The 20,582-nt window shown below is 50.0% G+C and carries 17 protein-coding genes; 3 read left to right on the top strand and 14 right to left on the bottom strand.

Translation table 11 applies throughout. The features are described from left to right. The 6 genes from urtD to atzF all read right to left on the bottom strand — a co-directional run bounded on the left by urtD (position 1) and on the right by atzF (position 10,249). Entirely contained in the window at positions 1–792 is a 792-nt protein-coding gene (gene urtD / locus NC856_RS01470) for an urea ABC transporter ATP-binding protein UrtD (RefSeq protein ID WP_264088638.1), read from the bottom strand. Next, a complete protein-coding gene (urtC, locus tag NC856_RS01465) occupies positions 785–1,861 on the bottom strand; it encodes an urea ABC transporter permease subunit UrtC (protein WP_264088637.1) in 1,077 nt (358 codons plus the stop codon). The genes urtD and urtC overlap by 8 nt, the downstream gene beginning before the upstream one ends. Next, positions 1,861–3,435 carry an urea ABC transporter permease subunit UrtB gene (gene urtB / locus NC856_RS01460; protein WP_264088635.1) on the bottom strand — a complete coding sequence of 525 codons (1,575 nt, stop codon included), beginning with the start codon at positions 3,433–3,435 and terminating at the stop codon, positions 1,861–1,863. The genes urtC and urtB overlap by 1 nt, the downstream gene beginning before the upstream one ends. Positions 3,436–3,516: 81 nt before the next feature. Next, positions 3,517–4,785 carry an urea ABC transporter substrate-binding protein gene (gene urtA / locus NC856_RS01455; RefSeq protein WP_264088634.1) on the bottom strand — a complete coding sequence of 423 codons (1,269 nt, stop codon included), beginning with the start codon at positions 4,783–4,785 and terminating at the stop codon, positions 3,517–3,519. A 54-nt stretch (positions 4,786–4,839) separates the two neighbouring features. Then, positions 4,840–8,454, bottom strand: a complete 3,615-nt coding sequence (gene uca, locus NC856_RS01450; protein ID WP_264088633.1) for an urea carboxylase — start codon at positions 8,452–8,454, stop codon at positions 4,840–4,842. Further along, a complete protein-coding gene (gene atzF, locus NC856_RS01445) occupies positions 8,447–10,249 on the bottom strand; it encodes an allophanate hydrolase (protein ID WP_264088632.1) in 1,803 nt (600 codons plus the stop codon). The genes uca and atzF overlap by 8 nt, the downstream gene beginning before the upstream one ends. 334 nt (positions 10,250–10,583) lie before the next feature. Here atzF and NC856_RS01440 point away from each other — a divergent pair, with 334 nt between their 5' ends. The 3 genes from NC856_RS01440 (at position 10,584) to NC856_RS01430 (ending at position 11,914) form a co-directional block, all read left to right on the top strand. Then, positions 10,584–10,760, top strand: coding sequence for a hypothetical protein (locus tag NC856_RS01440; RefSeq protein ID WP_264088631.1), 177 nt, complete (start codon positions 10,584–10,586; stop codon positions 10,758–10,760). 130 nt (positions 10,761–10,890) lie between these two features. Further along, positions 10,891–11,298 carry a CesT family type III secretion system chaperone gene (locus NC856_RS01435; RefSeq protein WP_264088630.1) on the top strand — a complete coding sequence of 136 codons (408 nt, stop codon included), beginning with the start codon at positions 10,891–10,893 and terminating at the stop codon, positions 11,296–11,298. Next, positions 11,291–11,914 (top strand): AvrPphF family type III effector, encoded by a 624-nt coding sequence (locus NC856_RS01430; protein ID WP_264088629.1) that lies wholly within the window; start codon positions 11,291–11,293, stop codon positions 11,912–11,914. Before NC856_RS01435 ends, NC856_RS01430 begins: the two co-directional genes overlap by 8 nt. A gap of 142 nt (positions 11,915–12,056) precedes the next feature. On the opposite strand, the gene NC856_RS01425 is transcribed toward NC856_RS01430, so the two are convergent. Genes NC856_RS01425 through NC856_RS01390 form a run of 8 tightly spaced genes read right to left on the bottom strand, consistent with a single transcriptional unit; the run spans position 12,057 to position 20,551 of the window. Continuing rightward, entirely contained in the window at positions 12,057–12,344 is a 288-nt protein-coding gene (locus tag NC856_RS01425; RefSeq protein ID WP_264088628.1) for a chorismate mutase, read from the bottom strand. A 19-nt stretch (positions 12,345–12,363) separates the two neighbouring features. After that, positions 12,364–12,909 (bottom strand): TetR/AcrR family transcriptional regulator, encoded by a 546-nt coding sequence (locus tag NC856_RS01420; RefSeq protein WP_264088627.1) that lies wholly within the window; start codon positions 12,907–12,909, stop codon positions 12,364–12,366. Positions 12,910–12,932: 23 nt separating this feature from the next. Continuing rightward, positions 12,933–14,198, bottom strand: coding sequence for a phthiocerol/phthiodiolone dimycocerosyl transferase family protein (locus NC856_RS01415; protein WP_264088626.1), 1,266 nt, complete (start codon positions 14,196–14,198; stop codon positions 12,933–12,935). Next, positions 14,195–15,088: a hypothetical protein gene (locus NC856_RS01410; protein WP_264088625.1), complete on the bottom strand. Its 894-nt coding sequence runs from the start codon at positions 15,086–15,088 to the stop codon at positions 14,195–14,197. The genes NC856_RS01415 and NC856_RS01410 overlap by 4 nt, the downstream gene beginning before the upstream one ends. 17 nt (positions 15,089–15,105) lie before the next feature. Further along, positions 15,106–16,833, bottom strand: coding sequence for a thiamine pyrophosphate-binding protein (locus NC856_RS01405; RefSeq protein WP_264088624.1), 1,728 nt, complete (start codon positions 16,831–16,833; stop codon positions 15,106–15,108). A 7-nt stretch (positions 16,834–16,840) separates the two neighbouring features. Beyond that, positions 16,841–18,013 (bottom strand): enolase C-terminal domain-like protein, encoded by a 1,173-nt coding sequence (locus NC856_RS01400; RefSeq protein WP_264088623.1) that lies wholly within the window; start codon positions 18,011–18,013, stop codon positions 16,841–16,843. After that, entirely contained in the window at positions 18,006–18,857 is an 852-nt protein-coding gene (locus NC856_RS01395) for a lysophospholipase (protein ID WP_264088622.1), read from the bottom strand. Before NC856_RS01395 ends, NC856_RS01400 begins: the two co-directional genes overlap by 8 nt. Positions 18,858–18,880: 23 nt before the next feature. Further along, positions 18,881–20,551, bottom strand: a complete 1,671-nt coding sequence (locus NC856_RS01390) for a GH3 auxin-responsive promoter family protein (protein ID WP_264088621.1) — start codon at positions 20,549–20,551, stop codon at positions 18,881–18,883. Positions 20,552–20,582 lie beyond the last annotated feature (31 nt).

Below are 20,582 nucleotides of genomic sequence, written 5' to 3'. Positions count from 1 at the left end.
TCAGCGCCCCAGATAAACATCGATAACCTGCTCATCGGCCTGCACCTCGCGCAGCGAACCTTCCGCCAGCACCTGCCCCTGATGCAGTACCGTCACATGATCGGCAATGGTTTCCACAAATCCCATGTCATGCTCCACCACCATCAATGAATGTTTGCCCGCCAGACGGCGAAACAGTTCGGCGGTGTAATCGGTTTCGGCATCGGTCATCCCGGCGGCTGGCTCGTCAAGCAGCAACAGGTGCGGCTCCTGCACCAGCAGCATGCCGATTTCCAGAAACTGTTTTTGACCATGTGATAATAAGCCGGCAGGACGCCGGCGCTCATCGCCCAGCCGCAACAACGTCAATACATCGTCAATCCGGTCGCGCTGCTCGCTGTCAAGCCGCGCACGCAGGCAGGCCCATACTGACTTATCGGTTTTCAGCGCGATCTCAAGATTCTCGAATACCGTCAGCGCCTCAAATACCGTCGGCTTCTGAAATTTTCGACCTATTCCGACGCGGGCGATCTCTACCGGTGAAAGCGTAGTCAGGTCGGTGTGCTGATCGTAGAACACCGTGCCGTTATCCGGTCGGGTTTTGCCGGTGATCACATCCATCAACGTGGTTTTGCCCGCGCCGTTCGGACCGATAATGCAACGCAGTTCACCCACGCCGATGTGTAATGACAAATCGGTCAGCGCGCGAAAACCATCAAAGCTGACGTTAATGTTATCCAGTTGCAGCACCGGGTCAGTCTGATGGCGGCGACGATCCGCGGGGTGCGTTTGCGCGAATAACGGCTCAGTCATGTTTCCTCCGGTTAAGCAAACCAATGACGCCACGCGGCAGAAACAGCGTAACAAGAATGAACATCAATCCCAGAAAGAACAGCCAGTATTCCGGGAAAGCCACGGTAAACCAGCTTTTCGCGCCGTTGACAATCCCGGCGCCCAGCAACGGGCCGACCAGCGTCCCCCGCCCGCCGAGCGCAACCCAGATGGCGGCTTCGATCGAATTGGTGGGCGACATTTCGCTGGGGTTGATAATGCCCACCTGCGGCACATACAGCGCGCCGGCCAGTCCGCACAGCACGGCGGAGAGCGTCCAGACGAACAACTTGAAACCTTTCGGATCATAGCCGCAGAACATCAGGCGATTTTCCGCGTCACGCACGGCGGTCAACACCCGGCCAAACTTGCTGCGCGCCAACGCGAAACCAATCGCCAGACTGATAATCAGCAGCAAGACCGTGGCGACAAACAGCGCGATGCGCGTCCCTGTCGCTGTGATCGGGAATCCCATCAGGGTAGTGAAACCGGTAAAGCCATTGTTGCCGCCGAAGCCGGTTTCGTTACGGAAAAACAGTAGCATGCCGGCATAGGTCAGCGCCTGAGTCATGATCGAAAAATAGACGCCTTTGATTTTCGAGCGGAAGGCGAACCAACCGAAGATCAGCGCCAGTATCCCCGGCGCCAGCACAATCAGGCACAGCGCCCAGGCAAAGTGCTGGGTGCCCGCCCAGAACCACGGCAGTTCACTCCACGACAGAAACGACATAAACGCCGGCAAGCCGTCTCCAGCCACCTGACGCATCAGATACATGCCCATCGCATAGCCGCCCAGCGCAAAGAACAAACCGTGGCCGAGCGACAACAATCCGGCGTAGCCCCACACCAGATCCAGCGCCACGGCGACAATCGCATAGCACAGGATTTTGCCGATCAGCGTCAGGGTATAGGTTGAAAGCGCCAGCGGATGATCCGGCGGCAGCAGCGCGCAAAACGGCAATATCAGCAGCGCCAGCAACACGACGGCGCCAATACCGAGCGTCAGCCGCGGGGCTTTTTTCGTCAGGGTTAACGCTATTGGTTGTGTCATCAGTCAATCACCCGTCCTTTTAATGCAAACAAGCCTTGTGGCCGTTTCTGAATAAACAACACGATCAGCGCCAGAATCAGAATTTTTCCCAGCACCGCGCCGATCTGCGGCTCCAGAATCTTGTTGAGAATGCCCAGTCCAAACGCGGCGACCACCGTTCCCGCCAGTTGACCGACACCGCCCAGCACCACCACCAGAAAGGAGTCGATGATATAACCTTGCCCCAATTCCGGGCCGACATTGCCTATCTGCGACAACGCCACGCCGCCCAGTCCGGCGATGCCGGAACCCAGCCCGAAAGCCAGCATATCGACGCGTCCGGTCGGCACCCCGCAGCAATCCGCCATCGCGCGGTTTTGCGTAACCGCCCGCACGTTCATACCAAGCCGGGTTTTATTCAGCAGCAGCCAGGTCAGCAGCAACACCCCCATCACAAACAGGATCACGGCAATACGGTTATAAGGCAGCACCAGATTCGGCAGGACACGTAACCCGCCGGACAGCCAGGCCGGATTCGCCACTTCCAGATTCTGAGTGCCAAACAACATGCGCACCAGTTGGATCAACATCAGGCTGATCCCCCAGGTCGCCAGCAGCGTTTCCAGTGGACGGCCATAGAGATGACGGATCACCGTTCGCTCCAGCGCCATCCCCAGCGCGGCGGTGATAAAGAACGCGACCGGCAGCGCCAGCAACGGGTAATAAGCCAGCCACTCCGGGGCGAAACGTTGAAACAGCGACTGCACCAGCCAGGTGGAATACGCCCCCAGCATCAGCATTTCACCGTGCGCCATGTTGATCACCCCCAGCAGACCGTAGGTGATAGCCAGCCCCAGCGCGGCTAGCAACAGAATGGAACCGAGCGATAGGCCGCTGAACGCCTGTCCCAGCCATTCCCCCAACATCAGGCGTTGTTTGATCTGCTCCAGACTCGCCTGCGCCGCCGCCCGCACCCCGGTATCCGCTTCATACTGCGGCTGGGTCAACTGCTGCAATCGCGCCTGCATTTGCGGATCGCCGGTTTGTCCCAGTCGTTTCACCGCCGCAAGGCGCACCTGCGCATCGGCGTCGGTCAGTTGCCGGGCGGCGACGGCAATCGTCAACGCGTCATGCACCTCGCGATCTTTTTCCACCACAAGACGCTGCATCAACAGCGGCAGTTGTTCGCCTGCGCTATCGCGCTGCAACATCCGCGCCGCCTGCAAGCGCGTCGCGGCATCTTCGCTGACCAGTTGATGGGACGCCAGCGCGGTGGCGGCCAGTACCCGCAGACGGTTATTCATAAACAGTTTGCGGGTGCCGCCTACCGGTCTGGCATCGCCCTCCAGCGGCGTCAGCGCGCCTTGAACATCGATGAACGGCTGTTTTTTTTCATCGACGACAATCGATTCGCTGCGCAGCGCCTGCAACAGCGGCAAACGCTCAGCTTGTGGCGCAGCCGCCCACCGCTGGAGCAGATCCGCCTGCTGACTACGGTTGGCGGCGGCAAACTCCGTCGCCGGCCCCGCGTGCGCGATGGCAGGGATCACCAGACACAGCGACAGCAGTAAGTTACCTAATTGACGAATAATCATCGCAATGTCCGTCATAGCAAAAAAGGGGTTATCCCTGCGCCGCGCACGGCGCAGGGAACGCAGGAAACTGAAGGAAATCCGTTACTGCGCGGCTTTCACCGGATAGTCGGGCTTTTTGTCATTACCGGCGATATACGGACTCCACGGCTGAGCACGCACCGGTTGTTCGGTCTGCCAAACCACGTTGAACTGGCCATTCTCTTCAATTTCGCCAATCATCACCGGCTTATGCAGATGATGGTTGGTGTTATCCATCGTCAGCGTAAAACCGCTTGGCGCGGCGAACGTTTGCCCCGCCATCGCCGCGCGCACTTTATCCACCTCGGTGCTGCCCGCTTTCTCCACCGCCTGCGCCCACATATGCATCCCGACATAGGTGGCTTCCATCGGATCATTGGTCACCACAGAATCCGCATTCGGCAGATTGCGCGCTTTGGCATAGGCTTTGTAGGCGGCGACAAAGGCGGTGTTGGTCGGGTTCTCCACCGATTGGAAGTAGTTCCACGCCGCTAAATGTCCCACCAGCGGTTTGGTATCAATGCCGCGCAGTTCTTCTTCCCCCACCGAGAAAGCCACCACCGGCACATCGGTCGCTTTGATGCCCTGATTGGCCAATTCTTTATAGAAAGGCACGTTGGAGTCGCCATTGATAGTGGACACCACTGCGGTCTTGCCCCCGGCGGAGAACTTTTTGATATCGGAAACGATAGTCTGGTAATCGCTGTGACCGAACGGGGTATAGACTTCCGCGATATCTTTATCCTGAACGCCTTTTGTCTGCAGGAAAGCCCGCAGGATCTTATTGGTGGTCCGCGGATAAACATAGTCAGTACCTAGCAGGAAGAAGCGCTTCGCCTCGCCGCCGTCTTCGCTCATCAGGTATTCCACCGCCGGGATCGCCTGCTGATTGGGCGCTGCGCCGGTGTAGAACACGTTCGGCGACATCTCTTCCCCTTCGTACTGCACCGGATAGAACAGCAGACCGTTTAGTTCCTCAAACACCGGCAACACGGATTTGCGCGATACGGACGTCCAACTGCCGAACACCACGGCCACCTTGTCCTGCGTCAGCAACTGACGGGCTTTTTCGGCAAACAACGGCCAGTTGGAGGCCGGGTCAACCACCACCGGTTCCAGTTTCTTGCCCAGCACCCCGCCTTTGGCGTTAATCTCGTCGATGGTCATCAGCGCCACATCCTTCAGCGGCGTTTCGGAAATCGCCATCGTGCCGGAAAGGGAATGCATAATACCGACCTTGATCGTCTCCGCCGCCTGTACGTGCCATGACAGCCCCATACTGACAGCCGTTGCGGAAAGCGCGAATACTTTTAGCAATGAACGTCTTTTCATCTTGTTAATCCTTCATCATGTTGAATGACACGCCGTGTGACGTGGGTGTGGGTATTACTCCAGCCACAGCAGCGTCTCTCCAGGGCTGACTGGTCGTCCAGGCTGGCAGCCGATGCGTTTGATACGACCAGCTTGCGGTGATGTGATGGCGAGCTCCATTTTCATCGCCTCGACGATAATCAACGGCTGACCGGCCGCCACGTCGTCTCCCACGTTCACCAGCACTTTCCAGATATTGCCGTTCATATCGGCGCAGACCGGCTGCGCGTCATCATCGCTTTCCACCGGCAACGCCGGGGCGAGGTCGGTAGGCGTATCGGCCTCTTCCTGCCGCCACAGCGCCACTTCGGTTTCAAACGCCGCTGACTGCCGTTGGCGGAATGCGGCGATATCCGCTGCCTGCTCCGCTAGAAAATGGGTGTGGGCGGCAAAATCGAACTCCGTGTCCTCAATCCTGATGCTGGCGCGCCCTTCACGGAAATCATCGCGCAGCGCCGTCAGTTGTTCTTCACTGACCGGATAGAAACGAACCTGATCGAAAAAGCGCAGCAGCCAGGGCTCGCCCGCGGCGAACTGACTGTTTTTGAGAAACTTGTTCCAGATAGGCAGCGTGCGCCCCACCAGTTGATAACCGCCGGGTGAGTCCATGCCGTAGATGCACATGTACATCCCGCCGATGCCGACGGTGCCTTCGGCGGTAAAGGTGCGCGCCGGGTTGTATTTGGAACTCAGCAGCCGGTGACGCGGATCGACCGGCACCGCGCAGGGCGCGCCGAGGTAGACATCGCCCAGACCGAGGATCAAATAGCTGGCGTCGAAAATAATGTCGCGCACCGCCTCGCGGTCGGGCAGCCCGTTGATGCGTTGAATGAAATCGACATTATTCGGCAACCAGGGCGCATTGGCGCGTACCGTTTCCCGGTAGCGTTCGACCGCGCCGAGCGTCGCGCTGTCCTCGAACGCCATCGGCAAATGCACAATGCGCGACGGCACTTTCATCTGGCTGACATCGCCAAGACGCGTTTCCAGATCAAGCAAACCATCCAGCAATGCCCGTTGGCTGATAACCTGGCTGTCATAGCGGATCTGTAGCGAGCGCACCCCCGGCGATAGCTCCTCCACGCCCGGCATGCCGGATTCGCGGATGGCGGTCATCAGCAAATGCACTCGCAGACGCAACGCCAGATCCAGCACATTATCGCCATATTCAATGAGGATGTAGTTATCTCCCGCCTGACGATAGGCCGCCGTCGGCGTGCTGGCCGTGGCTTGCGTCACCGCCAGCAGCGTGGCGGAGCCCAGTTCGGTCGCGGTCAGCGACGGCGCCGCAAAAACAGGCTTAGGCGTGGTTGACAACGTTCTGACGCTTTCCGCCTGCGCCTGTTCCCGCGCCAGCGCTTCCTCGGCGCTGATGGGATGGAAACGGATGCGATCGCCCGGTTTCACCTGCCCGACTTTCCACAGTTCCGCTTTGGCGATGGTGACCGGGCAAACAAAACCGCCGAGACTCGGCCCGTCGCGGGTGAGAATAACCGGGAAATCGCCGGTAAAATTCACCGCGCCGATCGCGTATTCGCAATCATGTACGTTGGAGGGGTGCAAACCGGCCTCACCGCCGTTGGCGCGGGTCCAGCTTGGTTTCGGGCCGACCAGCCGCACCCCCAGCCGATTGGAGTTGTAGTGCACCTGCCATTCGGCGGCAAAAAATTCGTCAATCGCTTCGTGGGTAAAGAAATCCGGCGCGCCGTGCGGCCCGTAAAGCACGCCAATGCGCCACTCGTCGCCGTAAGCCGGGATCAGTGCCGTATCGACGGCCTGCGGTGCGCTAACCGGCGCGGGCGTAGCGCAGGCCGGTAAATCGGGTTGGGAAATCGCCAACATATCCGCCACCCGCAGCGTGCGGCCTGCATGACCGCCAAATTCTCCCAGCGCAAAGGTCGAACGACTGCCAAGATAGCGCGGCACATCAATACCGTTGCGCACCGCCAGATAGGTGCGGCAGCCGGACTGCGCCCGCCCCAGCGTCAGCGTTTGTCCGGCTTTCACCGTGACAGGCCGCCAGTAGCCGACAGCCTGCCCGTCAAGTTCGGCGGGACATACCGCTCCCGTCAGGGCGATCACGGCATCACAGTGAAAGCGCAATATCGGCCCTTGCAGCGTGAACTCCAGTCCCGCCGCCGATGCGTCATTACCCACAACGCGGTTTGCCAGCCGGAACGCGAAATCATCCATCGGGCCGGATGGCGGTACGCCGATATCCCAATACCCCAGACGACCAGGATAGTCCTGCACGCTGCTCCAGGTGCCGGGCTGCACCACTTCGATAACCGACGCCGCCGGGGTGAAGCCGTCGAGCAGTCGCGTCCACACCTTACCGTTGCGAAACGCGTCAGTGGCGATGATCTGGCGCAGATAGTCAAGATTGGTGGCGATACCATGCAGCCGCGTTTCATTCAGCGCCCGGCGCATTTTTTCCAGCGCCTGATCGCGGGTAGCCGCGTGCACGATCAGTTTGGCGATCATCGGATCGTAATACGCCGAAACCTCGGTGCCGGTACTGACCCAGCCATCCACCCGCACATCCGCCGGGAAAGCCGCTTCCGTCAATACGCCGGGACTTGGCTGGAAGTTTTTCAGCGGATCTTCGGCATAGATACGCACTTCGATGGCCGCGCCCTGCGGCGCGGCGGTCAGACGCGACCAGTCCAGCGGTTCATCCGCCGCCACCTGCAACATGCACTCCACCAAATCGAGCCCGGTCACGCACTCCGTCACCGGGTGTTCAACCTGCAAACGGGTATTCACTTCAAGAAAAAAGAATTCATCATGTTCGGCGTCGTAGATGTATTCCACCGTTCCCGCGCTGCGGTAATTCACGCATTCGCCTAGCTTGATCGCCGAAGCCAGTAATGCCGCCCGCGTTGCAGCAGGCAGATGCGGCGCTGGGGTTTCCTCCACGACTTTCTGATTGCGCCGCTGCAACGAACAGTCGCGTTCGCCCAGCGCCACCACCCGGCCTTTGCCATCGCCAAAAATCTGCACTTCCACATGGCGGGCGCGATCAATACAGCGTTCAAGAAACACACCGGCATCGCTGAAGAATTGCTCGCCCAAACGACGCACGCTTTCCCAGGCGGCCCGTAATGCGGCGGCATCCGCACAGCGGGTCAGGCCGATGCCGCCGCCGCCCGCGGTGCTTTTCAACATCACCGGGTAGCCAATGTTTTCCGCCGCCGACAGCGCCGCCTCCAGCGACGAGAGCAGCGGCGTCCCCGGCGTCATCGGAACCCCCGCCTGCGCCGCAAGTTCACGCGCGCGATGCTTCAGGCCGAACTCGCCGATTTGCCGGGCGGTCGGCCCGACGAACGCGATCCCGGCTTGTTCGCAGGCAGCGGCAAACGGCAGGCTTTCTGATAGAAAACCGTATCCCGGCCAAATCGCCTGCGCCCCGGACTGCTGCGCGGCGGCGATCACTTTATCGATACACAGATAGCTGTCGCTGGCCTTCTCGCCGCCGATCGGCAGCGCGATATCGGCCGCTTTGACATGCTGCGCGTTTTTATCGGCGTCGGAGTAAATCGCTACGCTGGTCACCCCCAAACGCTTCAGGGTACGGATTGCACGGCACGCAATTTCGCCCCGGTTGGCGATTAATACTGTATTAAACATCGCTGGCCTCCTTGCGGGCGAGCCAGTTGCGCCAGCCGCCGAATTCGGTGATATCGAGGGCATCGCTCAGTGCGGCGGGTTCGCAAATAAAGCCTTTAACCTGCCGTCCGTCGGCCAGCGTCAAAGTGCCAATCCCCAATGGCGCGGGGATCTCCGCAACGAATTCGCCAAAACGCGCCAGCGGGATATCCCACAGTTCGACGATAATCGCCGCGCCGTCGCTGCTTTTTGCCAGACCAGGCTTCGCGGGTTGCGTATTCGCCAGCGCATAGAGACGGTAAGTATCGGCAGTTTGAGTTTCTTCCACCCACACGGCATCACGGCTGGTGAGTTGATGATTGAGCGGCATGCCGGTCAGATGCGCGCCGACCACCGCCAGCCGGACGTGCAGAGAAGAAGGCGGTAAAACGGCGAAATGAGAAGGCGCAGACTTGCCGGTTGCCCCCAGTTCGAGCGCCAGTTGCGTCTGCCAGCGCAGGCCGAAAGTCGCCAACGCGCGATCGTGCCATGCCGGGGCCAGCAGCGTGATACCGGCGGGCAAACCATCTGCACGCAACGGCGCGGGCAGCGCCAGCGCCGACAAATCCGCCAGATTGGTGAAGTTGGTGTAAGTACCTAACTGCGAGTTATAACGTACCGGTTCCTGCTTCATCGCTTCCAGCGTATGAATGGTCGGCGAGGTCGGCACCACCAGCGCATCAAACGCCGCCAGCGTCTGCTGGATCTGACGGCTCAATTCCGCACGCAGATATTCCGCCTTAAACGCCTCCACCGCGCTGAAGCGTTCACCGCTGGCGACAATCCCCTGCACCACCGAATCCATCTGGTCGGCATGCCGCAACATATCGCCGACGGCCACGGTGCGCTCGGCTACCCACGGCCCTTGGTACAACTGTTCGGCTAGCTGGTTAAATAGGCTGAAATCGATGGGGTGCAGCGTCGCTCCGCTGTTTTTCAGCCCCTCCAGCGCGTTTTCCCACGCCGCTAGCGCCTGCGGATCATCAAAGAAGGTCGGCGTTGCCGGAATAGCAAACCGCGGCGCTTTCGGCAGCGCCGCTGGCGCTCGTCCCGGATTGCGGCGCGAATAGGCGTCCGTGGCATCAAAACCCCCGGCCAGTTCCGCCACCGTAAAGGCATCTTCGACGGTCAGGGCGAATATCGACAAGGTGTCATTCAGGCGACAGGCAGGCACCACGCCGCTGGCGGATAACCAACCTTTGGTCGGTTTCAGGCCGACAATATTGTTAAACCCGGCGGGAACGCGCCCCGATCCCGCCGTATCCGTACCCAGCGAGAAGCCCACCAGACCGCGCGCCAGCACGGAGGCGGAACCGGAACTGGAGCCGCCGCTGATATAAGCCGGATTAAAGGTGTTAGGCACCGCGCCAAACGGCGAGCGGGTGCCTACCAACCCGGTAGCGAACTGATCGAGGTTGGTTTTACCTATCACGATCGCGCCCGCCGCTTTCAGCTTCGCCACCGCCGTGGCGTCATGTTCCGCCTGATAAGTAAATGCCGGACAAGCCGCGCTGGTCGGCCAACCCGCCACATCGATATTGTCTTTTACCGCAAAAGGCACGCCGAACAGCGGCAATGCGTCCGGGTGCTCGCCTTGTCTGGCGTGTAACGTCGCAATCTGTTGCCGCAACTGTTCAGGCGTCGCCAGATAGATCCACGCCGGGTCGTCAATAGAGAGGCTGGCAAGCAGCGTTTCCAGCGTCTCATTTATTGCACCGGCATATTGCTGATAATGCTGTTTCCATTCCCCAAGGGTAAGTCCTGTCTTTGGCGGCATAATTTGAATCCCATCTAGTATACAAGATTGAATTCTAATTAGCGAAAACCGTGCCAGATTTTAATTTATTGATTTTAATGTTTTTTATTTAAATAAGCGTGACTAACATGCACAACCAACGGGCAACATTGCGCCATCATAGTGCGCGGTGTCATGACCTTAAGGCAAAACAAATGGTGAACGACTTAAAGACAGATGAACAATAAAAAGTTAAAATCCAGTCGATTTTTAACTTAACATTCACACCAGGTTTGCAACGTTAATGATCATGGTCTTATCAAAAATTGATCATCCATTCAACGTTGTCTGCTCTATCACAACAAGAAATTTAAAGATGAAGAAAAAACGAATCCTGATCCCGCTGATCATCCTGATAGTATTTATCCTTTACCTCAACCGTGATGCGCTCAATCCTTTCGCGCCCGACTGCAAAAATCTGCCGGCGGGAACCCCCAAACCGGCTGAATGCCGGAAACCGGTGAAAGAGGTCGCGCCGGGTTTCGAGCTTTGAGATGGCATGCAACCGGAAAGGTCGCCATGATTGCGGCCTTTTCAGACACGAAAAACGCTCCCAAGTGAACTTTTTGCCTCCTGTCACCACATACTCCCTACGTAATTCATTATTTATAGGATGTGGTTTTATGCGGAATGACATTATAAAAGACCTGCTGGACTATTACCGGGTTGATCGTTCGACGCTAAGCCCCCAAGACGGCGAAGTGTATGCAATAAAAATAGGTGGAAGCGATGAGGTAGCCCTATTTCAAGATAAAGACGACTGGCTGCATTTGGTAATTAATCTTGGCGTCTCAACGTTGGCGCCCGATAAATTGTATAGGGATATTGCCTATTTTAACGACATAAACGTCAAACAACCATTGTTGGTCTTAGGCGTTAATAGAAACGACGAACAGGTGACTCTGCATAGCCGCTTTCCCGTTCAACAATTGAATAAAGTACGGCTGGTAGAGTACTTCGAAAACTTTGTCGATACATCAGCACGATTAAAAGGACATTTTAACCTCCAGTCAGGAGTCAGCAATGGGTAATATGTGTATATCCGGCTCCAGCAGCCGCTATGATTCATCCAATGCGTCTTCCCCTAGCGCTTCGCCGGTTCGCGTCAATGCCAGAACCCAGTCAGGCGAAGAATTAACATCGATCAGGCAATTGAGCTCGCCTGAGAGGGAACGTTTTTTGAATGAGTATGACCCCATGCGTTCGATTCCGGGCTTGAACAGCGAGTCTTCGGTATACCGCACCACGCCCAGAGAATTTGTCAAAAACGGGATGATAGCGGGCAACCCAAAATCCAGCGCGAGAATATTTCTTCACGAACAATTAAATCCTAACTATTTGAGCCGTCAGAGGATGAACGTACCGATAGGCACGGCATATGCGTATATTCCCAAAGAATCACGGGCCCAAGACCTCGGTACGCCATCGCTAAACGTCATGTACGGCAGCAATGCGCTTGAAGCAACGCGAACCTATGCTCAGACGTCCCGATATGTGACTGTCGAAATGCGGCTGGGCGATTTTCTTGAACGCGGCGGCAAAGTTTACAAGGATGTTTCCTCCTTTTCCGCCGATGACGATACCGCCCACGCGCTAATCGTCACGCTGCCCAAAGGGAAAAAAGTGCCGGCGAACATCATCGACTAGCCAGGAACTATGCGCTACGCGCAATGTCTGTCTTATCTCATAATGCTGACTGGCCGATAGGGTCAGTCGCCAGCCCCATCATGCCAGGGTCGTTACCAGATCCCACGTCTGCTGGTCGTGGGACGTTGGTTGCAAAATATAGCTACCGATGATCTACGGGAAAACGTTGCTTATGATCCTCTACAACTAAGTTATGAATATGAGATGCAATACTTGTGATAAACCGAGCAGGAACGTCATGTTCACTTGCTACATCTTCCCATCGACGAAGAAAATCAATGACTCTTGCATCATCAACAGCAGGCAAACCCGCAGCATGTTTCAGAGAGCCGATGGAGCGAGTTAATTTGAATCGTTCAGATAATAATTTGATAAGTTCACGATCTAGATCCACAACTTGTTTACGTAATTCTACTATCATGTCAGTCATTTGTTTACCTTAATAATAATTAGAAGTTGTTTATTACATGTTCGCGTGCAAATTTGAAAGATTCGCGCTTTCCAAGAGTTAAAGACGTAATAAAAGCACCTTCTAGCAAAGAAAATATAACCAAAGCCTTTCGCTCGGCCTCCGCGTAGCAAAACTCCTCCAAAAGTAAATCTCTGATGAGACGATACTTACTGGACTTAAAATCATCAATAACCTTTCGCACACAACCATCAATGCAATGATATTCTGACATTGCCATAGTAAAAATATTAGTAGCATGACAGCAAGAATAAGACATGGAAGAATGCCAATCAAATATGGAAATTATCTTTGATTTTAAAGATTCCTCCTTCAAAATATTTTCATTTAAGGCAAGCATCAGATACTCCCCTCTTTCCTGTAACAAGGTAACGATTAAGTTATCCTTGGAGCCGAAATGGTTATAAAGTGTCATGCGTGCAACGCCAGCCACTTCAATAATTTCATCGACACCAACAGCATGAAACCCTTTTTTTCTAAAGAGCTGTAAAGCAGACTTAAGAATTACTTCTCTTTTATTTATCATAGCAATAAAAAACAACCAGTATATTAATCACACTCTTCCATAAGTTTTAAGAAATTCTTATGCAGTTTGACAGCATCGTCTTCATTCATAGCGATGTTGGACCATGAAAATGCTGCTCCTAAATGACCGTTAAGGCTGAGGACATGAAGAACGACAGCGTAATTACCACAGAGCCGGTTAACCACTGTGCGCATACTGGTAGGTTGTAGTCTATCTGGGAAACGCGTACTACTGATGTTGCCCACGTTCGTAATAGCTATACCATTTGCGCTTTTAGCTTGAACAAGCTGTAAAACAGATTGCCTGATAAATGCATGAGAGTGCGTGGAAGGTTTCCAATTATTTATCGCATCATTCAGCTTTAGGCCACAGTCTTTAGCAAGGCTAACGAGGTTATTTTCGTTGACATTTGGCACTGTGTGAACTACTGAGATATGACATCCCATGCAAAGCGCTTGCATAGAATCCGACATATTAGATCGTAAAGAAACAGCAGTGTATAAATTGCAAGATTCTTTATTCATGGTAAGACAAAAAACCTTAACAAACAACGCAGACAACAGTTGCGTTATTGTCAACCCGTTTGATTTAGCAAATGATATTAATTTAGAACTTTGCTGCTTGCTAATATTTAAATCCAAAAACAGCGGCTTTCTTTCCTCTAATTTAATAAACTTATTGAAAGTAAAAGGAGGAGCAAGCTTGCTAGATTGAATAAACCCTTTGGGGGTTAAACTGGCCGTCGAAAATGAAGGAAGGCTTTCAAATTTGTCTTGCTCGAAGATAAATCCATCCAAGTTTTTCAAAAGTAACTCAAAGAACAAGGAAGTTGTAAACCCATCGGATACAACATGATTTCGTGAAAAGATAATGTAAGAAACTTGGTCACCAATTACATTCACTAAGTGTAAACGCCATAGAGAGATGGATGAATTTAAACTTTCAGATAACTCAGTGTTAAAGATGCTATCGAGTTCATCTGCTTTACTGGCAACTGTGTAAGAGATATTGATTCTCTCAAATTCCGAGAATTCATTGAACCATAATTCATCGCCTAACTCATGGATACAAGTTCGTAGAATTTGGTGATAATAAAATAATTTACGGGCAGCACAAACTAATTTTTCATATTGAAGTAATTTGTTAAGTTCTATATGTGACAAAACCTGGCTGGTTCCTTTCGCCAGCGAATGCAGATAAGCGAAACCTGCCTCTGTTGCGGTTAATTTACGTATTAGTTTTATGTCGTTGGGTAACAGTTCTTGCGCTGAGTTAGAAAAAGTCATCATGCTCCCCCATGCAAAGCTATAGAATTACTTATTAAAACATTATAATCAGGAAATTCGATATTGACTTTGTCGTTATTTTTAATTTTGACTCCAAAATCTATACTGTTTTTATCAGCACCAATATAGACATAATGCACCATACCTGGGACGCACAAACTATGATGCATCCAGAGTTTCGACATCATTTTTTCCACGGGATAAGCTAATACCTCGCTACCATTTATAATATCCCGAGACCAAATTTTTTCATTATCACGATATATACTGACGTCTCCTATAATTTTTGCTGGTGGCGGAGCCAGAAAAATAAACGGATGAATAGCGCTATCGGCAAGCTTCCCGTATGATAAATGCGAAGGGTTTCCGCGAATCTGTCCTATATCAGTAAGGTCGTTACCAAACGTGAAGCCTAAATATATAGGAAGTGATTCAGCATTGATATAATAAATGAGTACAATCTCGGCCTCCTCACAGACAGAAACCGCAGCTTCACTTAATTTTATAACCTCATCATTCATCTTTAGACTATTTGCAAATCCTTTAAAAAACCATGAGGGATAACCATCAAGTTTACCAGCATCATTTAGCTTATCAGGAGAAACTTTATTTAAATGAGCTAAGCCAAAACCACTAACCATGCCTTGTGATGAAGAACAAGGCTGCGCAGGCAAACAATAGGTTACCTTAGCGCCTAATGGTGGTGGTTCGACCTTTTCAAAAGAGGTATTAATGTAAGAAAATATATTTTCTGAGGTTAATCTACTCTCATTCAACAACAGATAAATATTATTTTCAGTTTTGAAGTGAATTTCAACTCCATTAATATCAATCAAAGCTAACTGACGCTGCCCCTTGCATTCATATTCTGCAAAGCTAACGATCCCTTTCATAACAGCTCCTAAATACTTTATTGCATTATAAGTTCGACAAGCGCAGGCTTACGCTCTTTGAGGATATAATCAATCGCTTCTTCTAAAGAATTTTTGAGTTCTGCAAGCGTACTCGCTCTCCCAGAAGTATGAATATTGAAAGATTGAGCTAATGAAATGAAATCAACAGGGTTTTCGTAAAAGCTCGTGCCAATATCAGCATCGGATACATTGCGCTGCCTATTACCAGCAATGATTTCAGCGTGCTGTTTTGAATTTAAATACAAGCTATTATTCATGACAATCGTTAATAGAGGGATTTCATATTGTGAAAGAGTCCACAGTGCGCTCGGCGTATAGAGGAAATCCCCATCTGATTGCAGATTGATACAGACTTTATCGCTGCCCTTATGAGCCAATGCCGCTCCAATTGAAGCACCGAGTCCGTAGCCCAAACCTGCTCCGCCACTTAAGCCTATATAACATCCCGGTTTATCCAGATTCCATAGGCGCTTGACCCACTCATTAATAGTAACACTACCCGTGTTTGTGACCATCCAGTCATGCTTTTCAAGAGCATCATGAATTGTCAGCAAGGCTGAGGTTACATGAACAATTTTGTCGTCCGAATGGCTTAATGCTTGTTCTTGCCAGCTATTGCGTGTTGAGACATGCCTTTCACTGATCTGTTTCAATCGTGCTTTGCGCTTTTCAGTATCGACCTCTTCAATACGAAGCTCAAGCGAAGCTAAAATTTGCTCAAGACTCCTAGCAATGTTCGCTTGTAACATTTGGCTAACCGGTAAAAGACGTTGGTAATCTGCTGCCCAATCGCTTATTAGCAAATTGTTCGTCCCAATACTGATGATGGTTGGTAAATTATCATATCCGCTCTCGACAAGAGGCTGTAATGCACCCCATAAGTCTTGTACTTCAAAAGCTAAGATCATGTCGCTGTCTAGAATGATGTCATGAGCAGCATCATTAAGAGATAAATCATGAGTATTAGGAAAGTTGTAGCGCCCCCCTTTATCAATTACTGCGCAACCTAACGTTTCTGCTAATTGAATTAACAAAGGAACAGTCTCAGGTTCTTTTCCTGAAAGGTCCGTAATGATTACAGGGTTTTGTGCGGAAAGCATTTGGGTAACCAGATTACTTAATATCAGGTTATCTAAACCAGGCAATTGAGCAGCTTGACTTGCATTAACTGGGTAGAGCTGCAAACCGCGATGCAGCGTTTCCTCTTGAATTTCTGAATCTAATGCAATGAAAACGGGCGCCTTAGCTTCTGAATTCATTAGATAGGCGCCCCGATATAAAGATTCCAACGCAGCCTTTTGGCTCATTGGCATATCACTCCACTTAACGTAGTCTTTGATAATGGAGTCAATAGATTGGGAGGTATGTATCCAGTCTATCCAAGGACGGCGCTTACTTGCATCAATAGGCCCATTCCCTCCTAAAACCAAAAGTGGCACGCGATCACACCAGGCATTGAATATAGCCATGCTAGCATGTTGTAACCCAATGTTAGCATGAACAATCACAGCCATGTGCTTGCCACATGCTTTGAAGTAGCCATGAGCAATTGCCACAGAAATTTCTTCATGACATGAAACCAATATCTGTGGAGTTCCGGGCTTCTCTCTCATGGCAACTAAAGAGTCGTGTATGCCTCTGAAAGAAGCGCCAGGGTTGAAAGAAACATATTCAATTCCCTGTTGAACAAGGAAACTAACTACTAAATCTGAAAAGTATTTCATAATTATCTCACGCAAATTCGTTATTTAAATTAGGGTTTGTGATAGCTTTGAAGGTAAACCGCGTTAATTCCTTCGACGGTACGACACCGAATCCTTTACATAAAGATGTCAGTTGAATACTCAAGCTGGCACGATCAATTAAAGGAATTGGGCAAATAATCATATCTTTGAAAAATAGATCATACTGCCCTGCTTCCATGGTTATAAAGTCACTACACAACAAAGCTAACTGTCTTTCAGCAGCGATAAGCGGTCCAACTTCCGCTACTTGAACGCCTATTTGATACTGATAATTATGTTTGCGAGCAAATTCAATGAGCCGCAATGCAGATAAAATACCACCACATTTAGCCAGCCTAATATTAAACAATTCACAAGATTTGTTAGCTAGACTGGCGATTGCGTCATCAATGCCGGTTAAAGACTCATCGAGCATTACCTTCGAGCCAGTTCGTTGGCGTAATGCCATCAATCCCTCAAAATCGCCCTTTTTGATAGGCTCTTCATAGATAATGCCATGGTCATTCTTTAATGCATCCATATGTAATAAGGCTAGTGATCTAGACCAACTCATATTGGCATCAATGATAATAATAGTTTCAGGCCCCACCTCCTCACGAAGCTGTTTCACCAAGTTAACTGTCCGGTTAATGTCATTGTCAACTTTTATCTTGATAACTGATGCCTCTTTCAGATCTCCTAAATTACTTTTATCGACACAGGTAAAATCAATCACTTTTGTAAATTTTACTGTTTTACAAGCGAGCGGCTCATCAAATTTATTAAGTGCTTTGTGTATTAACTGACTAACAGAAACTTTCTCTTTTTGCGCCAGTAAATCCAAAAAAGCCAATTCAAATAAGCACTCTACGTTTTTACCTGGCGGTAGTTTCAAAACGTTAGCCGTACCATTTTCATAAAGGAAACGCACCAATTCATATGAATCCAAATTCATCAGCAACAGGTGAATATGATGAAGGTTTACGTACTCCGCAGCTTTGATTACAGATTGACAGGTTTCGCCGGTTACATACTTTCTTGGCGCACACTCACCTAAGCCTCTAAGGTCTTCCATTTCGAGTTTAAGTATAACGCTTTCTGCATTACGTCTGATTTTGGCGGCATGACCGAAAGAAGTTTCCATTTCCTGGTCTACATTATAGATAAATGCTCTAAGCAAAATACTCCTCCTTCTCATCAATAATGAGAGAGGAAACCCAACTAATTAAGGTGCATTTAGATTTTGTAAAAAAAAGGTAGTGCTTATCAGTTGGTAACTGTAAAATAGTACCGTTTCCTTTTGATAAGAGTTTAAATGATTTAAGCGCCAATGGGAGATTAATAACTTTATCTTCGCATCCTGCGATATAGTACATGTTTTCGGAATTTGGAATCTGAATGTTATGATATTTCTTTTCCAAATCCAAAATATACTTACGACTATTCTTTGTTATTTTCCTTATCGCTAATGCATCGTTTTCGATAAAATCGATGTATTTTTTATCAGATGTGAAATCTTCTGCTTTTAATTCGGCATCCCATAATTCTTCACTTTCTTCAGACGCTATTGAAGAAAGTGCGTCCTTATCAAGTGTCGTATGTAACTTACTTAACCATGTTGAACAAAATACAACTTTGTCATAGTCAAAAGATAAGTGATTTTCAGCCAGCAAAGCAGCCAATACTGAACCACCTAAACAGTGCCCGAATAGACACACCGGCACATTTGATGGCATTTCTTCATGGCAATGCTTAAGAGCTTGATTATACGCCTGAAGAAGAATTGACGAATTAGGAAATGAACTCCTGTCACCACTGCTTAATCCGCTACCGGGACGATCAATACATACGAAAGCAATTCCCTTTGATGCGAATACTCTACCCGCCTCCCAAAGCCAACCTCCATGACTTTGTAGCCCATGAAAATAGTAAATAATTCCACGGATATCATCAGGTAACCATTTGTGAATTGCTAGTTTATGTTGTTCAGTATTAAAAAAATCGACTTCCTTACTAATTGTCATAATTCCTCCTAGCATTAAGATTATTATTGCAAACTAAGGACTTCATCTACAAATAGTACATCTTGACAGAATGGCTTATATTTATATTGTGCAGCATTAGCTGCCGTGCGTTTGAGATCAATGTATTTTGATAAAGCATTGTTGAAGACTGGAATAACTTCGATTCTATCTAAACGATTACTTTCTCGTTTAGAGGCATACTCTATGTTAACTTCTTGCAGCGCTTTGTCCAAATGCTCAGACAGTTCATCACTCGTTTTTAACAAATCTAACGGGGCATCAAGTAAAAGCACATAGCCCGGAATTTCTTTCCATTTCGGTCCACACATATATAAACCAAGCTCTAAATCATTCTGCTTAGCAAAGCTAGCAAGAGCTTCAGTAATATGGTTTTCTGTTAATTTCTCGCCAGTAAATGAGTGATAAATTCCTGCTCGCGCTACAAAATTTAGTCTTGGGACCTGTCCGATGTACCCTTCAACACGAAAAATATCACCCGTAGACATGCGGCATAAGCCATTAGCCTGAGACATAATCAAATGATATTCTTTTCCTTCTTCAAGCTCATTGAAAAGAAGTGTTTCCACATCTTCGTTGTTATCAAGCATTTCATCAAGATTTACGTAACTTGGAATAAACTCGTAAAAAGCTTGGTTTATTGCAAGTGGTTGACTGGCTAAGCTATCATCTATTGGAATCGTTACTACGCCTTCAGTTCCACACGTCATAAATGGGATTTGTTTAACTCCAGGTAATAGCTGGTTTAATCGACTTTTATACAGTCTCGCTGAAGCAGAAGCCCAGCAACTAAAAAGTTGCAAGTTAGGCCAGATATCAACGAAAGAAAAATTAGGTTCAGATAAAATAACGTCTAATTGATCAGCTAATAGTGGTGCTTTTTCGAACTTTTCTTCGCCATTCAACGTCCCATTTCTTACATCTTCTATCAAACGATTACGTTGGTTATGCATGATGTCACGCATCGATATCAGCGTACTCGGATTGATAGTACTAATGAAATGTAAAGGACGCCCCACTAAATACCGAGCTCTGTAATACATTTTTTCTTCATGTATTTGAGGCATATCTGCTGTAAACCAAGGCGCATCGAGCCATGGAGGACACCAGTCCCCTGCATCTAGTCGGGGATGCCGATTACTAATACTTTGATATGGAATGCCGTTTATGTATTCGCTTGGTTCTTCCTTAACCGTCTGCATATCGAGCACTGAATACGGATTATCCAGCATTTCAGGGCAGTGCTTGAGGTAGGTTGCCCACATCGCTTTCATTGCCGGGATACGGTAACGTGTCAGCCAGTTAAGCGTGTAGGGGATTTTTTTAGAGTTTCCAGTAGTCCCACTTGTTTTAAGCCAACGTAACGTTGGGCTACATGACAGCACTCCACCCTTTATGACCAGATCCCGTTCAATATAAGGTGCAAATTCGTGATACCTCCGAATTGGCAAAGCCTTGCGAAAGGTGTCTGCATTAGTAGGCGAAACGATATACCCTTCTTCTTTCCATAATAATGAACGTTCACTAACTTGGACCAGATTAGCAATTACATCGGATTGTGTTTTATCTGGATCATTTAGGCAATCAAGGAAGTTACTATATTCACTATTACACTCTTCGATAAATGAGGCTTTACGTTTATGCCAATCTAGTTCCCAACTTTCTTGTTGTTTCATTAGTTTCACATTAGCATCCTCAAATTAATTA

This window comes from Brenneria izbisi, assembly GCF_025840185.1.
GTDB lineage: Bacteria > Pseudomonadota > Gammaproteobacteria > Enterobacterales > Enterobacteriaceae > Brenneria > Brenneria izbisi.
The sequence above is the reverse complement of the archived record's forward strand: the minus strand, read 5'-3'. Positions and strand labels throughout refer to the sequence as shown.